General features: G+C 45.8%; 13 protein-coding genes. 8 read left to right on the top strand and 5 right to left on the bottom strand.

Annotation, left to right across the window (positions count from 1 at the left end):
• Positions 1 to 26: 26 nt before the first annotated feature.
• Together A3860_RS09985 and A3860_RS09980 are read right to left on the bottom strand one after the other, a co-directional pair.
• Entirely contained in the window at positions 27 to 1,601 is a 1,575-nt protein-coding gene (locus A3860_RS09985; RefSeq protein ID WP_081146534.1) for a flotillin family protein, read from the bottom strand.
• A 49-nt stretch (positions 1,602 to 1,650) separates the two neighbouring features.
• The gene (locus A3860_RS09980; protein ID WP_081146533.1) at positions 1,651 to 2,238 is read right to left on the bottom strand and encodes a hypothetical protein; all 588 of its coding nucleotides are present in this window, start codon (positions 2,236 to 2,238) and stop codon (positions 1,651 to 1,653) included.
• Positions 2,239 to 2,546: 308 nt separating this feature from the next.
• On the opposite strand from A3860_RS09980, the gene A3860_RS09975 reads away from it, so the two are divergent.
• Positions 2,547 to 4,388, top strand: coding sequence for an outer membrane protein assembly factor BamB family protein (locus A3860_RS09975; protein ID WP_081146532.1), 1,842 nt, complete (start codon positions 2,547 to 2,549; stop codon positions 4,386 to 4,388).
• Between the two features lie 9 nt (positions 4,389 to 4,397).
• Here the strand turns inward: A3860_RS09975 and A3860_RS09970 are convergent, their stop codons facing one another.
• Both A3860_RS09970 and A3860_RS09965 read right to left on the bottom strand, forming a co-directional pair.
• Positions 4,398 to 5,228: a hypothetical protein gene (locus A3860_RS09970; RefSeq protein ID WP_081146531.1), complete on the bottom strand. Its 831-nt coding sequence runs from the start codon at positions 5,226 to 5,228 to the stop codon at positions 4,398 to 4,400.
• A 195-nt stretch (positions 5,229 to 5,423) separates the two neighbouring features.
• Positions 5,424 to 7,067 carry a pyruvate dehydrogenase complex dihydrolipoamide acetyltransferase gene (locus tag A3860_RS09965; RefSeq protein ID WP_081146530.1) on the bottom strand — a complete coding sequence of 548 codons (1,644 nt, stop codon included), beginning with the start codon at positions 7,065 to 7,067 and terminating at the stop codon, positions 5,424 to 5,426.
• Positions 7,068 to 7,323: 256 nt separating this feature from the next.
• Here A3860_RS09965 and A3860_RS09960 point away from each other — a divergent pair, with 256 nt between their 5' ends.
• The gene (locus A3860_RS09960) at positions 7,324 to 7,827 is read left to right on the top strand and encodes a M48 family metalloprotease (RefSeq protein WP_081146529.1); all 504 of its coding nucleotides are present in this window, start codon (positions 7,324 to 7,326) and stop codon (positions 7,825 to 7,827) included.
• A 68-nt stretch (positions 7,828 to 7,895) separates the two neighbouring features.
• Entirely contained in the window at positions 7,896 to 8,231 is a 336-nt protein-coding gene (locus A3860_RS09955; protein WP_081146528.1) for a hypothetical protein, read from the top strand.
• An 11-nt stretch (positions 8,232 to 8,242) separates the two neighbouring features.
• Here the strand turns inward: A3860_RS09955 and A3860_RS09950 are convergent, their stop codons facing one another.
• Positions 8,243 to 10,159 (bottom strand): DNA polymerase III subunit gamma/tau, encoded by a 1,917-nt coding sequence (locus A3860_RS09950; protein ID WP_081146527.1) that lies wholly within the window; start codon positions 10,157 to 10,159, stop codon positions 8,243 to 8,245.
• Between the two features lie 209 nt (positions 10,160 to 10,368).
• Between A3860_RS09950 and A3860_RS09945 the strand changes: the two genes are divergently transcribed.
• From A3860_RS09945 to A3860_RS09925, 5 genes are all read left to right on the top strand, one after another.
• Entirely contained in the window at positions 10,369 to 11,004 is a 636-nt protein-coding gene (locus A3860_RS09945; protein ID WP_081146526.1) for a TetR/AcrR family transcriptional regulator, read from the top strand.
• 70 nt (positions 11,005 to 11,074) lie between these two features.
• Entirely contained in the window at positions 11,075 to 12,433 is a 1,359-nt protein-coding gene (locus tag A3860_RS09940; RefSeq protein ID WP_081146525.1) for a TolC family protein, read from the top strand.
• A gap of 144 nt (positions 12,434 to 12,577) precedes the next feature.
• Positions 12,578 to 13,633 (top strand): efflux RND transporter periplasmic adaptor subunit, encoded by a 1,056-nt coding sequence (locus tag A3860_RS09935; RefSeq protein ID WP_081146524.1) that lies wholly within the window; start codon positions 12,578 to 12,580, stop codon positions 13,631 to 13,633.
• Between the two features lie 141 nt (positions 13,634 to 13,774).
• Positions 13,775 to 16,816, top strand: a complete 3,042-nt coding sequence (locus A3860_RS09930; RefSeq protein WP_081146523.1) for an efflux RND transporter permease subunit — start codon at positions 13,775 to 13,777, stop codon at positions 16,814 to 16,816.
• 40 nt (positions 16,817 to 16,856) lie between these two features.
• On the top strand, positions 16,857 to 17,801 hold the full coding sequence (locus A3860_RS09925) for an NAD-dependent epimerase/dehydratase family protein (protein ID WP_081146522.1): 945 nt from the start codon (positions 16,857 to 16,859) through the stop codon (positions 17,799 to 17,801).
• Positions 17,802 to 17,813: the final 12 nt, after the last annotated feature.

Raw genomic sequence — 17,813 nt, 5'->3', positions numbered from 1 at the left:
ATTTTAATTGAACTGTACCCCGCTTATTATTTTTCGTCTTTCACCACAATGGCATCAGTGGGGGTAGCTTCCTCCTTTTTAGTATTGCCGAGATAGGAGGGAAGGTTCATACCTGCCATATCAAAAATATCTTTTAACGGAGGCACTGCCTTGTACATGCCCGAAATAAAGTTGGCGGTTGAATTTTTGCCGGAACCGTTCTGCCCGTTTTCCCAAACCGTTATTTTGTCGATCTTGATATTCCTGATCGCATCTGTTTGCATTTTTACCAGTTCGGGCAGTTTATCTGAGATAAGCAACAGTACGGCATCTTTCGGATTGTTACCGGCTGCTTTCACGATCTTATCCAAACCTTCGGCCTGTTTGGTCAGTATTTCATACATACCTCTTGCTTCTGCTTCCAGTTTGGCATAAATGGCATCGGCCTCACCTTTTGCTTTTTCGCGGATCTTTTCGGCTTCAGCCTGTGCTTCAATGATGGCTTTTTGTTTTTGTATTTCGGCTGTTACTACGATGTTGGCATTCTGAGAAGCCCGTTCCCTGTCGGCCCTGGCAGCTTCTGCTTTTTGTTCGGCGAGATAGGCTTCTTCCAACGCTTTGGCGGCCTGCACTTTTTCGGCAGCAATGGCCCGCTTCAGGGCTTCCGCTTCTCTTTCTCTTCTGGAGGCTTCAGAATCGGCGATCTGGATCTTTGCAAGGTTTTCACCCTGAACCGCAATGGAGTTCGCTTCAGCCGATTTAATACGGGTATCCCTTTCGGCTTCCACTTTACCGATCTGTTCATCTCTTCTGGCGGCGGCAATGAGTACCTCTTTATCTTTTTCGGCCACAGCGATGCTGGAGTCGCGGTCGCGTTGCGTTTCGGCCATCTGCACGTCCCGTTCTTTCTGGGTTTGCTTCATGCTTACATCGCGTTCTCTTTCGGCGATGGCTTTACCAATTTCACCCATTCTATCCTGCTCGGCCACACTTTTCTTTGCTTCGTTGAGTGCCTTGGCCGATGCTTCTTTACCCAGCGCTTCAAGGTAACCGCTTTCATCCTTGATATCGGTTACGTTTACGTTGATCATTTTTAAACCGATCTTGTTCAGCTCGGCTTCTACGTTAGATGCAATGTTGGCAAGGAATTTATCGCGGTTGCTGTTGATCTCTTCAATATCCATCATGGCAACCACCAGGCGCATTTGTCCCAATATGATGTCCTTGGCCAGGTCGTGTATTTGTGCCTGTTGTAAACCCAGCAGGCGTTCTGCCGCATTTTGCATTACGCCCTGTTCGGTTGAAATACCAACGGTAAAGCGCGAAGGCACATCGACCCGGATGTTTTGTTTACTGAGTGCATTGGTAAGATTGACCTCAATGGAAATAGGGGTAAGATCAAGGAAGGAATAATCCTGAATAACGGGCCAAATGAATGCGGCGCCACCGTGTATACATTTGGCGCTCAGGTTGCCTTCTGTACCATCGGTGCTTCGGCCTACTTTACCATATACCACCAGCACGCGGTCGCTGGGGCATCGTTTGTACCGCCTGAACATGGAGAGAATGAGAATGAAAAGGAACAATACCGCTCCCGCGACCACAATTAAAATGTAATCCATAACGTCATTAATTTAGGGTTTGAAATTGGAATATATATTATGAGAATTGTTATCCGGCCAGGGTTACCAGTAATATCCGGTCATTGATGATATTTCTTACCCTGATGAGTTTACCGGTAGCAATTTCTTCATCATCATCTGTCATGGCTGGCAGTTCGTGTAAAGTACCCTGTACTTTTATATGCACTTTTCCCATACCACTGCGATTGGGCGGTATAAAAAGATAGGTGCTGCCTGTTTTATTGATGGCGTTCTCTAGTTTCAACGCACCGTTGTAACGAAGGCGGCTCATATTTTTTAGAATGATGGCCATAAGCAATACCACGATCGTTCCGCCGGCAAGGGCAAGCAATATAGTGGCCGTTTTGCTCATGCCGCCGTAATGCGAGGCCAGTCCGGCCCAGCCGAACATTGTGAAAAAGGCGATCATGTTTTTGATGGTAATGAATTGATGAGCCATACCCCCATCATGGTCAATAGCGGTATCTGCGTGGCTCGCTGCGTGATCTGCATCGCCCCCTGAAAGGGATAATATACTTTGCATCAGGTAAAGGGCAGAAAACACAACAGCAATTCCCCAGAATATTTTTTCAAAAGGGGCAAGGGTTTGCCACCAGGTGCTTATGCTTAGCAGCATATGGGTTCAGGGTTTTTAGTTGATAATAATACAATTGAGGGCTCAGCTTCCAGTGTATAGTAATACCGGTGGTCCGGTTATTTTTTGTGTTTTCTGTTATACATAATTGGTAGGTGACGTCAGGTAAACATTACAGACCAGATGCAAATTTTTATCGTGTTTACTTTAACTTAACAGACAGGCCGGGAAAGCGGAGGCCGATGCCGCCGCCATTTACGCCATTAAGATTTAATTAATACACTTTAATTTAATGTACTTGCTGTTTTGTGCTGGTATTTCCGTTTTGATTATATATTAATTTGGCGGCTATGAAAAAAATGCTGACTATTTCAATGTTCCTGCTGGCAGTTATTGCAGGGCACGCTCAAATTAAACCTTTTCGATTTATACATATCAGTGATACGCATATTGGTTCACCCAATGGTTCGGCCGAGGAAGACCTGCGCCGCACAGTACGGGATATAAACGGGCAGCACAATGTGGCGTTTGTGATCATTACCGGCGACATTACTGAACTGGGCACCGATGCGCAACTGGTGCTGGCCAAACAAATACTCGACAGCCTGCAGGTAAAATATTACATCATTCCGGGTAATCACGATGCAGGCTGGAGTGAAAGCGGCGGTGTGCATTTTGCCACCACCTTCGGGTACGATAAGTTTCAATTCGACTACAACGGTATTCGATTTATTGGCTGCGCGTCGGGGCCGTATGTGCGAATGAGCGATGGCCATGTTCCCCGCAATGCCATTGTTTGGTTAGACAGTTTGCTGGCAAAAACACCGAAAGATCAACCCATCATTTTTTGCAATCATTATCCCATCGATAACAGCCTCGATAACTGGTACGAGATCACCGACCGGTTAAATAATTACAATACATTGATGATCATTTGCGGGCATGGGCATAATAATCATGCCCTTAGTTTCGAAAACATTCCTGGTGTAATGGGCCGTTCGAACCTGCGGGCAAAAGCGCCTCTTGGTGGCTATAACCTTGTTGATGTGACCGATTCTACAATTGTATATACCGAACGCAGACCGGGCGGAGCACCGCTGCCTTCCTGGCTAACATTACGGCATCCCCGGGTTGATACCATTGGCCATTTTGAACGGCCGTCCTATGCTATTAATGCACAGTACGCCCAGGTAAAACCAATATGGGCGTATTCGTCCGATGCCAATGTGATCTCAACACCGGCGGTTGCAAACAACCTGGTTATTTTCGGTAACCAGAATGGCGTTATTACGGCTTTAAACCAACCCGATGGAAAAAAGAAGTGGATGTATAAAACACAGGGCGCCATCTTTTCTTCTCCCGCTGTACGCGCAGGTAAAGTGGTGTTGGGTTCAGGGGATGGAGATGTATATTGTTTAAATGCATTAACAGGGAAGCTAATTTGGAAAGTAAAAACAGACGCATCGGTTTTAGGTTCGCCGGTAATTGTTGGCGATACCGTTTTTATTGGGGGGAGTGATCACAACTTTATGGCATTGAACCTGGCAAACGGAAAGGCTTTCTGGAAGTTTAACGGTTTACAGGGGCCGGTGGTAAGCACCCCGTTGATCTATGGCAATATGGTGATCTTTGGCGCCTGGGATAAACACCTGTATGCGGTGAACAAAAACAATGGGCAACTGGCCTGGCAATGGGACCCCGGTTTTTCGGTGATCAATTTTTCACCTGCGGCCTGTATTCCGGTAGCGCATGACAGTGTGGTGTATGTGGTTTGCCCCAACCGCACCCTGTATGCCATTGATGCGGTAACAGGCGCTACTTTATGGCAGAACAGTGAGACCCGCGTTCGCGAGTCGATCGGTATGTCGGCAGATGGAAAGTACGTATACGGTAAAACGATGCAGGATACAGTAGTTGCCTATGCTACAAGTCATACGGCACAACGGCCCGCCTGGGTAATGAATGCGGGTTTTGGCTATGAGCATGTGCCATCGATGCTGATCGAAAAAGACGGACAACTATTTTTTGGTACGCGTAATGGGGTTGTTTATGCGGTTGATGTGGCTACGCAAAAAGTTTCATGGGCTTATAAAATTGATAACTCCATGGTGAATACAGTGCGCGTATTGGATAAGCAGCACCTTGTTGCCTCTACTATGGATGGAAAGGTGGTGTTGCTGCGTGTGAAGTGATTTAGCGTGTTATAATTTATCGGCTAACATCTTCAATACAATAACATATTCCGCTACGTAATCGTTGCCTCTGCTCGGAAAGTTTGACATTCGTGAAAAGGCTTTGCTCAACATGGCATGTGCCTTTTCTGCATCGGAATAGTCGTGGAAGACCTTGATCCACTCATCGTTTTCCTTAAGTTTCTTTAAACCCACGCCTCCGTTGTAAAACAGGATGGGGCAATAGATCTTTTCAAGGTTAAAGTAAGGTACTTTGTTGTAGGAAAAGGAGGCGAAATAGGCTGAGTAATAATATAATACCTGTTTAAGCCGCGTTTTAATGGCTTCATCATCTTCAGCCTGTAGCGGTTGCTCGCGCCATTTATTCAATGCGGGTTGAAACAGGTTGGGTACCGTGTCATTGGTTTTTAATCGTATAAAGGTGTGCTTTATGTGCACATCTTCCCTTAAGATATTTTCAAGCACCAATGTGTCGTGCCGGTAGCGGCTGGCAGTAAATATGGGGGAATTGTCCTCGTTACGCTCTTTCCTGTTTTTAACCTGGATGATCAGTTGCTGATCATTTGTGAAGTTCCAGCTTGACGTTCTTTTTTCAATGGTGCCGTCATCGACAATAACTTCGCCGTTGGGTTGAAAACTGAACATCGTGAGTTCTGTTTTATGCTTTAGTTTACTGAGTTCCGAATGGGTTATAGATTCATATAGTTCCTTGTTATTGGTGGTAGTGCGAACAACGATCCAGTTGCCTTTCAACTCGTCTTTGGTAATAGGCAAACCACTATCAGAGCCGCAGGATGTAAGATATACTGCAATAAAAAGGAGAAAGTAAACAGGCCTCATGGGTCAGGTATTGTGTTGGCGATAAAAGTATAAAAAAAGAAATGAATGGGCAATGGTGAGTGGAGATAGCAAAGAGAGGCAGGAAGTATGAGGTTTGCGAATTTCATACTTCCTACTTCTTACTTCAGCCCAAAATAAAAAAAGGTCCCACACTTAACATGGGACCTTTTCTATATAAGGTTACAATTGTTGAACTTACACCAGCATGCGCAGCGGTTCTTCCAGTAAGCCCTGCAGGGTTTGCAGGAAGGCAGCTCCGGTAGCGCCGTCAACTACGCGGTGGTCGCAGGTTAAGGTAACTTTCATGATGTTACCAACCTTGATCTGTCCGTCTTTTACGATGGGAACCTGGTTAATAGCGCCCACAGCCAGGATACATGAATCGGGTGGATTGATGATGGCGGTGAACTCTTCTATTCCAAACATACCCAGGTTTGAGATCGTGAAGGTGCTTCCTTCCCAATCGCTGGGTTGTAATTTTTTATCTTTTGCTCTCTTCGCGAAATCTTTTACTTCAGTGGCGATCTGTGATAATGATTTCAGATCGGCAAAACGTACAACAGGTACCAGCAATCCTTCTTCAACTGCCACTGCCACACCAACATTCACGTGATGGTTAACGCGAATGGTATCGCCCTGCCAGCTGCTGTTCACTTTGGGGTGTTGTTTCAGTGCAATTGCGCAGGCTTTTAACACCATGTCGTTAAAGGAGATCTTAACCGGTGAAATATCATTGAGCTTGGCTCTGCTTTCTACCGCTTTATCCATGTTTATTTCCATGGTGAGGTAGAACTCAGGAGCAGTGAACTTGCTTTCAGACAGGCGTTTGGCAATTACCTTGCGCATTTGCGATACAGGTACATCTTCAAAGCTTACCTGACCGGCAACTGCAGGGGCTGCTTTACCAGTTTGGGCAGCTGTTGCAGGGGCCTGGCCACCGGCAGCAGGCGTGTAATTGTCGATATCTCTTTTAATGATACGTCCGCCATCACCCGAACCGGCAACTTTGTTAATATCAATACCTTTTTCAGAAGCTAATTTTTTGGCGAGGGGAGAAGCGATCACGCGGCCATTGCCTGTACCATGAGCAGGGGCAGCGGTTTCAGTTTGTGCGCTGGCAGCTTGTGTAGTTTGTGCAACAGCTTCGGGCTGGCTTTTGGCAGCACCGGTGCTAACACCACCTTTGGCGGCAGCTACGATCTTTTCAACATCTACTTTCTTTTCATCACCAATGATGCACAACAGGGCGTTTACGGGAACCTTATCACCTTTTTGTGCACCGATATATAATAATTTACCTTCTTTATAGCTTTCCAGCTCCATGGTAGCCTTATCGGTTTCCACATCGGCCAGCAGATCGCCTTTTTTCACAGTGTCGCCCACTTTTTTATGCCAGGCGGCAATTACACCTTCCGTCATGGTATCGCTGAGGCGCGGCATCAGGATCACTTCCTGCATATTGGCCAGGTCGAGTGATTCGCCAGCGGGTTTTGCGGCTGGTGCCTCGGCTTTGGCTGGGGCAGGGGCTTCTGTTTTGGCAGGCGCAGCGGCTGCAGCGGCTTTCTGGCCACCACCACCAATCAGGGAGCTGATATCTTCACCGGGGTTACCAATAATGGCTAACAGATCATTAACCTGTAATTTTCCCCCTTTTTGTGTGCCGATATGAAGCAGGGTGCCATCTTTATAACTTTCCAGTTCCATGGTTGCCTTATCGGTTTCCACCTCTGCCAGTAAGTCGCCTTTCTTTACTTTGTCGCCTACCTTTTTATGCCAGGCCGCTATCACGCCTTCTGTCATGGTATCGCTCAGGCGGGGCATTAAGATCACTTCAGCCATAAATATTTCTTATTTGATATTTCTGATTTTTTCGATTTGAGTGGTCGAAATTACAGCAAAATGAGCAATTGGAAAATTTAACCCTGTGCCTTTTGTCAGATAAGGGTTCCGGCCCCGGAGGAAGGGGAAAAAGGCCCAATTACCTGCCTGGTGGGCTGATAATCATTTCTTTTCATTTTTAATAATATAACTCCCGCTCATTTGAAATAATCAAAAATATTCGTTTTTTTAAGAACCTTATTATATCAACATTCATATGCCAACCCCTGTTTTAGTTTATCCCGAAACGCCTGAAAATGTACCATTGACAATTACAGATCCTTCCCGCAGTTTTAAAAAGGAGGTATCCACCGTAATGGGTTCTGTGGTGCTGTTCTTTATAGTATATATTTTACTAATATTATTGTCGGTGTTGTTGACCATTGCCTGTGTGTATGGCGGCATTGCCCTCATTATTGCCCTGCCCCGGTTTATAACGCTGATGTTGGGCATTGGTCTCATTGGCCTGGGTGTAATGGTGTTGATTTTCCTGGTGAAATTCATTTTTTCGGTGTCGCGGTACGACCGCTCGGGCATTGTTGAGATCAAAGAGGCCGACCATCCCCGGTTATTTGCCTTTATTAAACAGCTTACCCGCGATACGCAAACCCATTTCCCCAAACGTATTTACCTGTCGCCAGAAGTAAATGCCTGCGTGTTTTATGACTCCAGCTTTTTTAGCATGTTCCTGCCCAGGATGCTGCCAAAGCCCAGGAACTGAAGAACGGGTATCTTGAATATTTTAACCAGCAGGAAGATGCCGACTATTATTTAAAACATGCCCAGGCGATGGTGCAGGGGTTAGAACCGGTTTACGATCATTCGGGTGTTTCGCTTGAACAGGTGGGGGAGATCATCCGGCAATTGAAAACACAGGAAGCAACCCTGAAAGTATTGCTGGGCAAATGGATGACAGCCGGGGCATTTGATAATTCACCCGTATTGAAAGAACAAATACAGCAATTCCAGCATAAGGACTATGCTTATTTTACCGGTAAAGAGTTTTTGAACGATGAACTAAACGAACTGCACCGCATCATTAATGAAAGCTGGTCGGCCATCAATAAATTCAATTTCAGGAAATTCAAAGGGCTGTTGCAGGCGCAGCTGCCGTATTTGAATTAGGCCGGAACCCGTTAATCGAACCCGAGTTTCAGTTTACTTCTCAACTCATTCACTAACGGGTATTGTTCAATTATTTTCACGTATTGTTCTTTTGTAGAAAGGGGCCGCTCGGTAGGCTCCATCGTTACCGGATTATCGGTAACGGTTATGGTGAATAATACAGTGCGGTTATTGAACATGGTTTGCATGTAATCAGAAAGTTCGCGCCTTTCCCCTTCAATGAATTTTTGTTCAAGATTGTTATTGGTCAAGATCTCGAACATGTTTTCACTGTGAATAATTAACCGGGCCATAACGAACGATTGCGAGGCCGGGTTTTTATTATCTTTTAATTTTTGAGTGAAGTTGGCCCAGTGTTCCTGCAGCTTTTCATCGGTGAGCGGAATGATGGGGTTGGCGTTGCCGGCCTGTTTATTGGCATATTTTTGCCTGATCGATTCCAGTGTACCTAATTTAGATTTACCGGCCCCGCCTTGCTGTGTGTTGGCTGACTGGGGTTGAACCGGCGTTGAATTCCCCTGCATGGCATTTATATAATTCTGCTCTTCTTCTTCGGGACTGATATAATCAGTTGCGGGGTCTTCTATGATAAGCCTGGCTTCTGTATGTTGAGTTTTATATTCAGTTACCTGTTTGGGTTGTACCTGTGGCGTATTGGCGGCTTCCGGTTTCTGCTGCGCCTGCTGCAAATTACCTGTTTCCGGCTTTGTACTTACTGCTTCTGCCTTCTTACTTTTATCTTCTACCATGCCCAGCTTACGGAAAGCTACCGACTGGGCTCCTTCAACTAGTTTTTTTTTACCAACCCCGTCGCCGGTGGCAGCCAGTTCAAGTGCCTGTTGCAGGTAGGTTAATTTTATAATGGCCAGTTCGGTATGCAGCCGTTTGTTGCGGGCGCCTTTGAAATTGATCTCGGCCTCGTTTAAAATATTCAGGGCGCTGATGAGGTAGGCTGCCGGTGTTTTATGTCCGGTGGCTATATATTTATCTTTAAAGCTTTCTACAACCTGCAGCAGACCGGCTACTTTTTCATCTTTACATACCAGCAGGTTGCGAATGAATTCAGAGAACCCGTTCAGTACCATATCGCCTTCAAAACCCTTGCGGTCAATATCATCATATAATAACATAGCGCCGGCCAGGTCCTGGTTCTGCATACAGTCTATTAATTTAAAATAGTAGTCTGCATCCAAAATGTTCAGGTGCTCCAGGGTATTTTGATAAGTAACAGTACCGCTGGTAAAGCTTACAATTTTATCGAGAATACTGAGTGCATCACGCATACAGCCTTCGCTTTTGCGGGCAATGATCTGTAAGGCTGGCTTCTCGGCATCGATCTCTTCTTTTTTACAAATGCTCTCCAGGTGTTCTACCGTATCGTTGTTGGTGATGCGTTTGAAATCGAAGATCTGGCATCGGCTGAGGATGGTGGGTAGAATTTTATGCTTTTCGGTGGTTGCCAAAATAAAAATGGCGTAGGAAGGTGGTTCTTCCAGCGTTTTCAAAAAGGCGTTAAAGGCCGAGGAGCTAAGCATGTGCACCTCGTCAATCACGTATACTTTATGTTTACCGGGTTCGGGGGCAAATCTTACTTTTTCTACAAGGGACCGAATGTCTTCCACCGAGTTGTTACTGGCAGCATCCAGTTCAAAAACATTCAGCGAAGTGCCTTCATTAAAGGCCACACACGATGGACATTCATTGCAAGCTTCCCCCTCTGCACTGGGCTTGTCGCAATTGATGGTTTTAGCCAGAATACGGGCACAGGTTGTTTTACCCACCCCACGCGGACCGCAAAACAAAAAGGCATGCGCCAGGTGGTGGTTCTTGATCGCATTTTGCAGGGTGGTGGTAATATGGGCTTGTCCTACAACCGTATCAAAGGTTTGCGGACGATATTTCCGGGCTGAAACAATGAATTTATCCATGATATGTCGCAAATGTAAGTCAATGTAGTGATTTACTAATAGGGCAACTCACTAATGTGTTTAATCTGTTAAGGTATAGCAGATCAGTTAGTTATAAGGTGTCCCGGGAGCCGGAAAATAAATGATGGAAAAGAATATTTGAAAATAGTGGCTTCGTTGTTTGGAAACTTAACGGTGTTAAGTATATTTGTGTCGTTAATAAAGTTATTATGGGCATATCGGAAAGGAAAGAAAAGCAAAAGCAGGAGATCAGGAGGGCAATACTGGATGCTTCCATGAAACTGTTTATGGAACAGGGATTCGAAAATGTGTCCATGCGCAAGATCGCCGACCTTATAGAATACAGCCCAACTACGGTTTATCTCTATTTTAAAGATAAGAATGAGATCCTGTTCAACCTGCACGAAATGGGATTTCAAAAAATGGCAGAATATACTACCGATCTGTGGACAATAAAAAATCCGCTCGTTCGTCTGGCCAAAATGGGCGAGTACTACCTGCAGTTCGGTCTTGAAAATCCGGCATTCTATGAATTGATGTTTATTCTGAAAGCCCCTATGGAAGCCCTGGAAGGTCTTAATGAGAAGTGTGAATGGAGAAGCGGCGACCAAACGTTGGGCAGGCTTAAAGACACTATTCAGGAGTGTATGGATAAAAACCTGATCGAAAAGGGTGATGTAAATGCTATTTCCCTGGCTATCTGGAGTATGGTGCATGGTATGGTTTCGCTGGCCATTCGCGACCGGTTCGATAAACTGGTACCCCGCGATCAAATGGTGCCTATGATGAACAAAGGATTGACCTGGTTACTGAACGTGCTCGATGCGTCGGGCAATAAAACCTAAGCGGTTTTTTTTTACATTATTACTTAACGCTGTTAATAATATTTACAATATAATTTAAAACCATTGACTTATGAAAAGAAGTCTATCAATTCCGATGCTTATCGGGGTTGCAGGGAGCTTTTTTGCCTATCCGGCGGCTGCGCAAACAACCCTGGATAATTATGTAAAAGCGGGGTTGGAAGGTAACCTGGCCCTGCACCAGAAATCATTCGACCTGCAAAAGGCAGAGCTCGATCTTAAACGGGCCAAAACATTGTTCTATCCGCAAGCCAGCCTGAATTCGCAATATACCCTGGCCAGCGGTGGCCGCACGCAGGATATTCCCATTGGCGACCTGCTGAACAATGTTTATTCAACGCTTAATCAAATAACCGGCGCAAGCAAATTTCCGCAGGTTGAAAATCAAAAGATCGCCTTTTTGCCAAACGACTTTCACGACACCCGGCTGGAGGTATCACTGCCACTGGTGAACGCCGATATTCATTATAATAAAGCCATTAAAAAGGAATTGATTGAAACGCAACGGGCCGACGTTGATATTTACAAACGCGAACTGGTAAAAAATATAAAGGAAGCCTACTACCAGTACCTGCAGGCCGGTAAAGCAGTAGCCATCTATGATAATGCGCTGGCGCTTGCCAGTGAAAACCTGCGGGTAAGCGAAAAGCTGATGCAGAATGCCATGGCCACCAAAGAAACGGTGATGCGGGCAAAAGCACAGGTAAGCCAGGTAAAGGCTTCACTGATCACCGCCACCAATCAGCAATTAAATGCAGCTGCGTATTTCAATTGCCTGTTGAACCTGTCGCTCGATGCACCGGTAAGCACCGATAGCACGCTGTTTGAACAGGTGAATACCAACCTTACAACGGGGGTAGATGTACCGGCACGCCGCGAAGAGCTTGCCAAATTGCAAAGCGCACAAAAGGTAGTGGGTACCAGCATTAAAATGAACCGTTCGTACCTGATACCCAAACTCAATGCATTTTATAATATCGGTTATCAGGGTTATGGTTTTAAATTCAACAGCGATCAATTTTACCAGTTAGGCGGGTTGCAATTCAAATGGGACCTGTTCAAAGCAAATGATAATAAATACAGGATCCGCCAGTCGGAGCTTGATCTGGATGCACTCCACACCCAATACAAGGATGTGGAACAGCAATTGACCCTTCAGGTGCGCACGGCCGCAAACAATTACCGGTCGGCTATACAAACCATGCAGGCGCGGGCCGATGAAGTGGAAAGCACGCAGGAAACCTATCGCTTTGCTGAAAGGCGGTTTCGGGAAGGGCAGGCCCTGCAGATAGAATTGATAGATGCACGCACCCAGTTAACCAATGCGCGGTTAAATCATTCGCTTGCCCAACTGGCAGTGCTAACCTGCGCTGCCGAACTGGAACGGGTCACTGCCACCTATAACTTTTAGATTTCTGATTTTTAGATTTTTGGATTTTGAGATTTCTTTTGATTTGAACCTTGCGAAAAATCGCCAAATCCCTAAATCCTTTCTAAGGAGCAGATCCCCACACTTTATAAAAATCTTTGTTCATCAACATTAATATCTTTTAAGATGAAACGCATATTCTTCCCCCTTACCTTTTTATTGATCGCAGCTACTGCTGTTGTATTTACTGGCTGCAATGGCCATTCACAGGCAGCCCCTGTAACCGAAGATGAAATTGCTGTAAAGGTGCAGCCGGTCACCACTGCGCAATACGCGCCGGTTCTAAAATATTCAGGCGCTATGGCCTCTACCGCCGAAGCCCGGCTATCGTTCAAGATAAATGGAATTATTTCAAAGGTCTATGTTAAAGAAGGCGATCATGTTGTGAAGGGCCAACTGCTGGCAACGCTCGATCTTACCGAGATCAATGCACAGGTTCAGCAGGCATCGCAAGTTGTTGAAAAAGTACAACGCGATGTGAATCGGGTAAAAAACCTGTATAACGATACCGTGGCAACGCTTGAGCAGGTACAGAACGCCACTACCCAGCTGCAGACGGCAGAAGAGAGCCTGCGCATTGCCCGCTTTAACCAACAGTACGCACAAATTCGCGCCACCGAAAGCGGCACCATACTTAAAAAACTAATGAATGAAGGCGAACTGGCTGGTGCAGGGGCTACCGTATTTGTTTTCAATGGCACAGCCGGCAGCGATTGGGTGGTGCGCTTTGGAGTATCAGATAAAGATTGGGCCGTGCTGAAGAAAGGCGATAAGGCGTCAGTTGACATAGATGCCTACCCCAATAAAACCTTTTCAGGTATCATTACCGAAATAGCCCAGGGCGCCGATGCCGCCAGTGGCACCTATGAAATTGAAGTAAAAGTATTGCCAGGCGGGGCCCGTTTTGCCGCCGGTTTGTTTTCAACCATCCGGTTACAGCCCGTAGGTGAACAAACCGTTACCCTGGTGCCGGTTGAAGCGCTTACCGAAGCAAATGATAAAACCGGTTTTGTATACACTGTAAACCCCGATGGAAAAACAGTTGTCAAAAACAAGGTCACCATTGCTTTTCTGGAAAACAACAAAGCGGCTATTGTAAGCGGGCTCGATGGTGTTCGGGAAGTTATAACCGAAGGCGTGGGATACCTGACAGATAAATCATTAGTGAAAGTGATAAAATAATAGTTTATGAAAGAACATACTTCAATAAGTGATGAATTGCTGGCCGTGTTGTCGCAATGGTACAACCAGGCTGTTACAAAATACCAACTCCTGTTTCCTTCATTCGTGTATTAAAAAGTTACAAATTCAAATCAGGCTGTTATGAAAATAACTGACTTCTCAGTAAAAAATTATCAGTTCACACTCATCGTGTTTGTGGCACTGATCGCAATAGGCGTTAACTCGCTGCTGAATATGCCAAGGGGCGAAGACCCCGACTTTCAGGCGCCAACCTTCAGCATTGTAATGGTTTATCCCGGTACCAGTCCGAAAGATATGGAAGAACTGGTGGTTGATCCGGTTGAGAAAAAAATGAACGAGCTCGATGATATCAAACGCATCGTAAGCCGCATCGATGATGGTTTGGCGGTGATACAGGTTGAATTCAAATATGAAACCGACGCCGATAAAAAATACCAGGATATAGTTCGGGAGGTAGATGCGCTGAAGACGGAGCTGCCCCAGGATATTACCGACATTAATATCCTGAAATTCAGTCCCAGTGATGTAAACATTCTGCAGATAGCCCTGTTGAGCGAAACAACGCCCTATAAAGACCTCGAAGAATGGAGTAAGACCCTGAAAGAGCGGCTCGAGAAAGTTAAATCATTAAAGAATGTCGACAACTGGGCTTTTCCGCAACAGCAGGTACGCATTTCATTGCAACTGGAAAAACTGGCGCAATACAACATTCCGCTCAATAAAGTACTGGGCGCTGTTCAAAGCGAAAATGTAAACATTCCCGGTGGCAGTATTGAAATAGGGGAGAAGAAGTTCAACATAAAGACCAGTGGGGATTATAAAAACATTGAGGAAATAAAAAACACCATTGCCAGCAATGCGAGTGGAAAACTGGTGTATGTAAAAGATGTAGCCGACGTGAGTTTCAATTATGAAGAACAAACCTATATAGGCAGGTTGAATGGGAAACGCGGCGTATTTGTAACGGCCAGCCGTAAAATGGGCACCAACATATTTGCTGTTGAAAAGGAAATAAAACCAATACTGGCGCAATTCCAGAAAGACCTTCCCAAAAGCATTGCTTATGAACAAAGTTTTGATAATGCCCATAGCGTTCGTACCCGGCTGGGTGGTTTTACCCGCGACTTTGCCATTGCCATCTTCCTGGTACTGTTGACCTTGTTGCCATTGGGTGTGCGGGCTTCCATTGTAGTGATGATCTCTATACCCCTGTCGCTGGCCATCGGGCTTTTCTTACTCGATCTGTTTGGCATTACCATTAACCAGCTGAGCATTGTAGGTATGGTGGTTGCATTGGGTTTGCTGGTAGATGACAGTATTGTTGTAGTAGAAAATATTGAACGGTATTTGCGCCTCGGCTACAGCAAACGCGAAGCAGCCATGGCGGCCACCAAACAAATTGGGCTGGCGGTAATAGGCTGTACCATTACCCTGATATTTGCCTTTCTGCCGTTGATGTTCTTACCTGAAGGGGCAGGTGATTTTATCCGCAGCTTGCCGGCTGCGGTAGTTACCACGGTACTGGCTTCGTTGTTTGTTTCGCTGACGATAGTACCATTCCTCTCGAGCCGTATTTTGAGCAATCATGAAAACCCCGAAGGCAACCTGTTCTTACGCGGATTGAAAAAGTTCATTGGCGGTTCGTATCGCCGGTTGCTGAACAGCGCTATTAAACGGCCGGTAACCACCCTGCTGGTAGCCCTGGCCATCTTTGTGGGAGCGCTGGCATTGGTGCCGGTTGTTGGGTTCAGCGTTTTTCCTGCTTCAGAAAAACCGATGTTCCTGATCAATATTGAAACGCCGTTGGGTACCAGTTTGCAGGCAACCGACCAGGTATCGCGTTATGTTGAAAAGGAGATCAACAATATACCCGAGCTAAAAAATTATGCTACCAATGTAGGCCGGGGTAACCCACGCATATATTACAACGTAGTGCCGCAGAACGAGGTAAGCAATTATGCGCAATTGTTTGTGCAATTGAAAGAAACGCCGCCGGCTGAAAAAAGAAAGCTGATCGATCAGCTGCGCACGAAATTTAAAAATTATCCCAATGCGAAAATTGAAGTAAAGGATTTTGAGCAGGGCCCACCGGTGGAGGCGCCTATTGCTATCCGCCTGTTCAGCGAAGACCTGGATACTTTACGTAGCCTGGCCTTCAGGGTAGAAGCCCTGCTGAAAAAAACACCCGGCACTATTTATGTGAACAATGAGCTCACTACGCTAAAAACCGATCTGCGCGTAAAAGTAAATAAAGAAAAGGCCGGTTTACTGGGTGTGCCGGTGCATGAAATTGACCGAACCATCCGCATGTCGGTGGCAGGGTTGAACATTGGCACTTTCAGAAAAGAAAATGGCGATGAATATAATATTACGGTTACCCTGCCGCGTACAGAACGGCAAACCTATGAGGCGTTCAGTAAAATATATGTAACCAGTGTAACCGGCGCTTCTATTCCGCTGAACCAGCTGGCCGATATTCGCTTTGAAACCTCGCCTGTGACCATCAAACACTACGATAAAGACCGGTATACAGTAACCACTGCCTTTGTTCAAAGCGGGTATAATACCGGTAAGCTTACCGAGGGCCTAGTGAAACAACTCGATGCCATGCATTTTCCGCCCAATTCGCATTATGTAGCGGCGGGGGAAGTGGAAGCCAGCAAGGAAAGCTTTGGTGGCTTAGGCACCATTGTGCTGATAACCGTATTCGGTATACTGGGTGTGCTGATACTCGAGTTCAAAACATTCCGCGGAACGCTTATTGTACTTTCAGTGATCCCGCTGGGTATTATTGGCGCGGTGTTAATGTTACTGGCTACCGGCAATACTTTCTCCTTTGTGGCCGTAATTGGTTTGATAGCATTGATTGGAATTGAAGTAAAAAACTCTATTTTGCTGGTTGATTATACCGATCAACTGCGCAAACAGGGGATGAGTCTTGATAAAGCCATACAGGAAGCCGGCGAAACGAGATTTGTACCTATTATTCTAACAACATTAACTGCTATTGGCGGCTTATTACCGCTGGTAATGGAAAACAACCCCCTGTATTCACCGCTGGCATTGGTGATCATTGGCGGCTTAATAAGCTCAACTTTGTTAACCAGAATTGTAACACCGGTATTGTATAAATTGCTGGCGCCAAAACTGAGCGCACAGTAATATATTAAAAGCATTCTTAAAAATATAGAATCGTTATACTATGAACATTCATACCATCTTTGGCGCCGGAGGCGCAGTGGCCGACCAGTTATTACCGATATTATTAAAGAACAATGAAAAGGTTCGGGTGGTTTCAAGAACTGCCAAATCCATTGCCGGTGTTGAAGCTGTTGCCGCCGATGCAACAAATTACGAACAAACCTTACAGGCAATAAAAGGTTCCTCCATTGTTTATTTACTCATCGGTTTGCCATATGACATTCGCATTTGGCGGGTGCAATGGCCGGTGATCATGACCAATGTGATCAATGCCTGTAAAGAAACCGGTGCAAAGCTTATTTTTTTCGATAACGTGTATATGTATGGGAAAGTGGATGGCTGGATGACAGAAGAAACCCCATTCAATCCCTGCAGCAAAAAAGGCGCAGTAAGAGCTGCAATTGCCAAGCAGTTGTTACAGGAAACAAAAGCCGGCAACCTGCAGGCCCTGATTGCCCGCTGTGCCGATTTTTACGGCCCCATTGGTTTTAAGACCAGTGTTCCCAACCTGCTGGTGATACAAAACCTGTTAAAAGGAAAGAAAGCACAATGGCTGGCCAATGCCGATCAGCCGCACTCCATTACCTACGTGCCAGATGCGGCAAAAGCCCTGTACCTGCTGGCTAACCGGCCCGATGCGTTTGGCCAAACCTGGCATTTGCCTACCGCCCCTGAATTAATAACCGGGCGGCAGTTTGTAAAACAGGCTGCAGCTGCCATGCAAAAACCGGATGGCGTTTCAACAATACCAAACTGGATGCTGTCATTAGCGGGCTTGTTCAACCGGCCCATGAAAGAATTGAAAGAAATGAATTACCAGAACGAATATCCCTACCTGTTCGGTTCCGACAAATTCAATAAAACCTTTGAGTTTACGCCTACTTCGTATGCGGAGGGAATAAAGGAAACCGTACAATGGGCGCTGGGCGAAGGAAGTAAGAAGTAAGCTTCAGGAAGA

This window comes from Niastella vici, from assembly GCF_002077945.1.
In the GTDB taxonomy this organism is placed as follows: domain Bacteria; phylum Bacteroidota; class Bacteroidia; order Chitinophagales; family Chitinophagaceae; genus Niastella; species Niastella vici.
This window is presented reverse-complemented; position numbering and strand designations above follow the sequence as displayed.

Bases quoted from the DNA above. Each gene is read 5' to 3' on its own strand.
- A3860_RS09950 (WP_081146527.1), bottom strand. From the start codon at position 10,159: ATGGATAAATTCATTGTTTCAGCCCGGAAATATCGTCCGCAAACCTTT.
- A3860_RS09930 (WP_081146523.1), top strand. From the start codon at position 13,775: ATGAAAATAACTGACTTCTCAGTAAAAAATTATCAGTTCACACTCATC.
- A3860_RS09945 (WP_081146526.1), top strand. From the start codon at position 10,369: ATGGGCATATCGGAAAGGAAAGAAAAGCAAAAGCAGGAGATCAGGAGG.
- A3860_RS09970 (WP_081146531.1), bottom strand. From the start codon at position 5,228: ATGAGGCCTGTTTACTTTCTCCTTTTTATTGCAGTATATCTTACATCC.
- A3860_RS09935 (WP_081146524.1), top strand. From the start codon at position 12,578: ATGAAACGCATATTCTTCCCCCTTACCTTTTTATTGATCGCAGCTACT.
- A3860_RS09925 (WP_081146522.1), top strand. From the start codon at position 16,857: ATGAACATTCATACCATCTTTGGCGCCGGAGGCGCAGTGGCCGACCAG.
- A3860_RS09975 (WP_081146532.1), top strand. From the start codon at position 2,547: ATGAAAAAAATGCTGACTATTTCAATGTTCCTGCTGGCAGTTATTGCA.
- A3860_RS09955 (WP_081146528.1), top strand. From the start codon at position 7,896: ATGGTGCAGGGGTTAGAACCGGTTTACGATCATTCGGGTGTTTCGCTT.
- A3860_RS09985 (WP_081146534.1), bottom strand. From the start codon at position 1,601: ATGGATTACATTTTAATTGTGGTCGCGGGAGCGGTATTGTTCCTTTTC.
- A3860_RS09960 (WP_081146529.1), top strand. From the start codon at position 7,324: ATGCCAACCCCTGTTTTAGTTTATCCCGAAACGCCTGAAAATGTACCA.
- A3860_RS09980 (WP_081146533.1), bottom strand. From the start codon at position 2,238: ATGCTGCTAAGCATAAGCACCTGGTGGCAAACCCTTGCCCCTTTTGAA.
- A3860_RS09940 (WP_081146525.1), top strand. From the start codon at position 11,075: ATGAAAAGAAGTCTATCAATTCCGATGCTTATCGGGGTTGCAGGGAGC.
- A3860_RS09965 (WP_081146530.1), bottom strand. From the start codon at position 7,067: ATGGCTGAAGTGATCTTAATGCCCCGCCTGAGCGATACCATGACAGAA.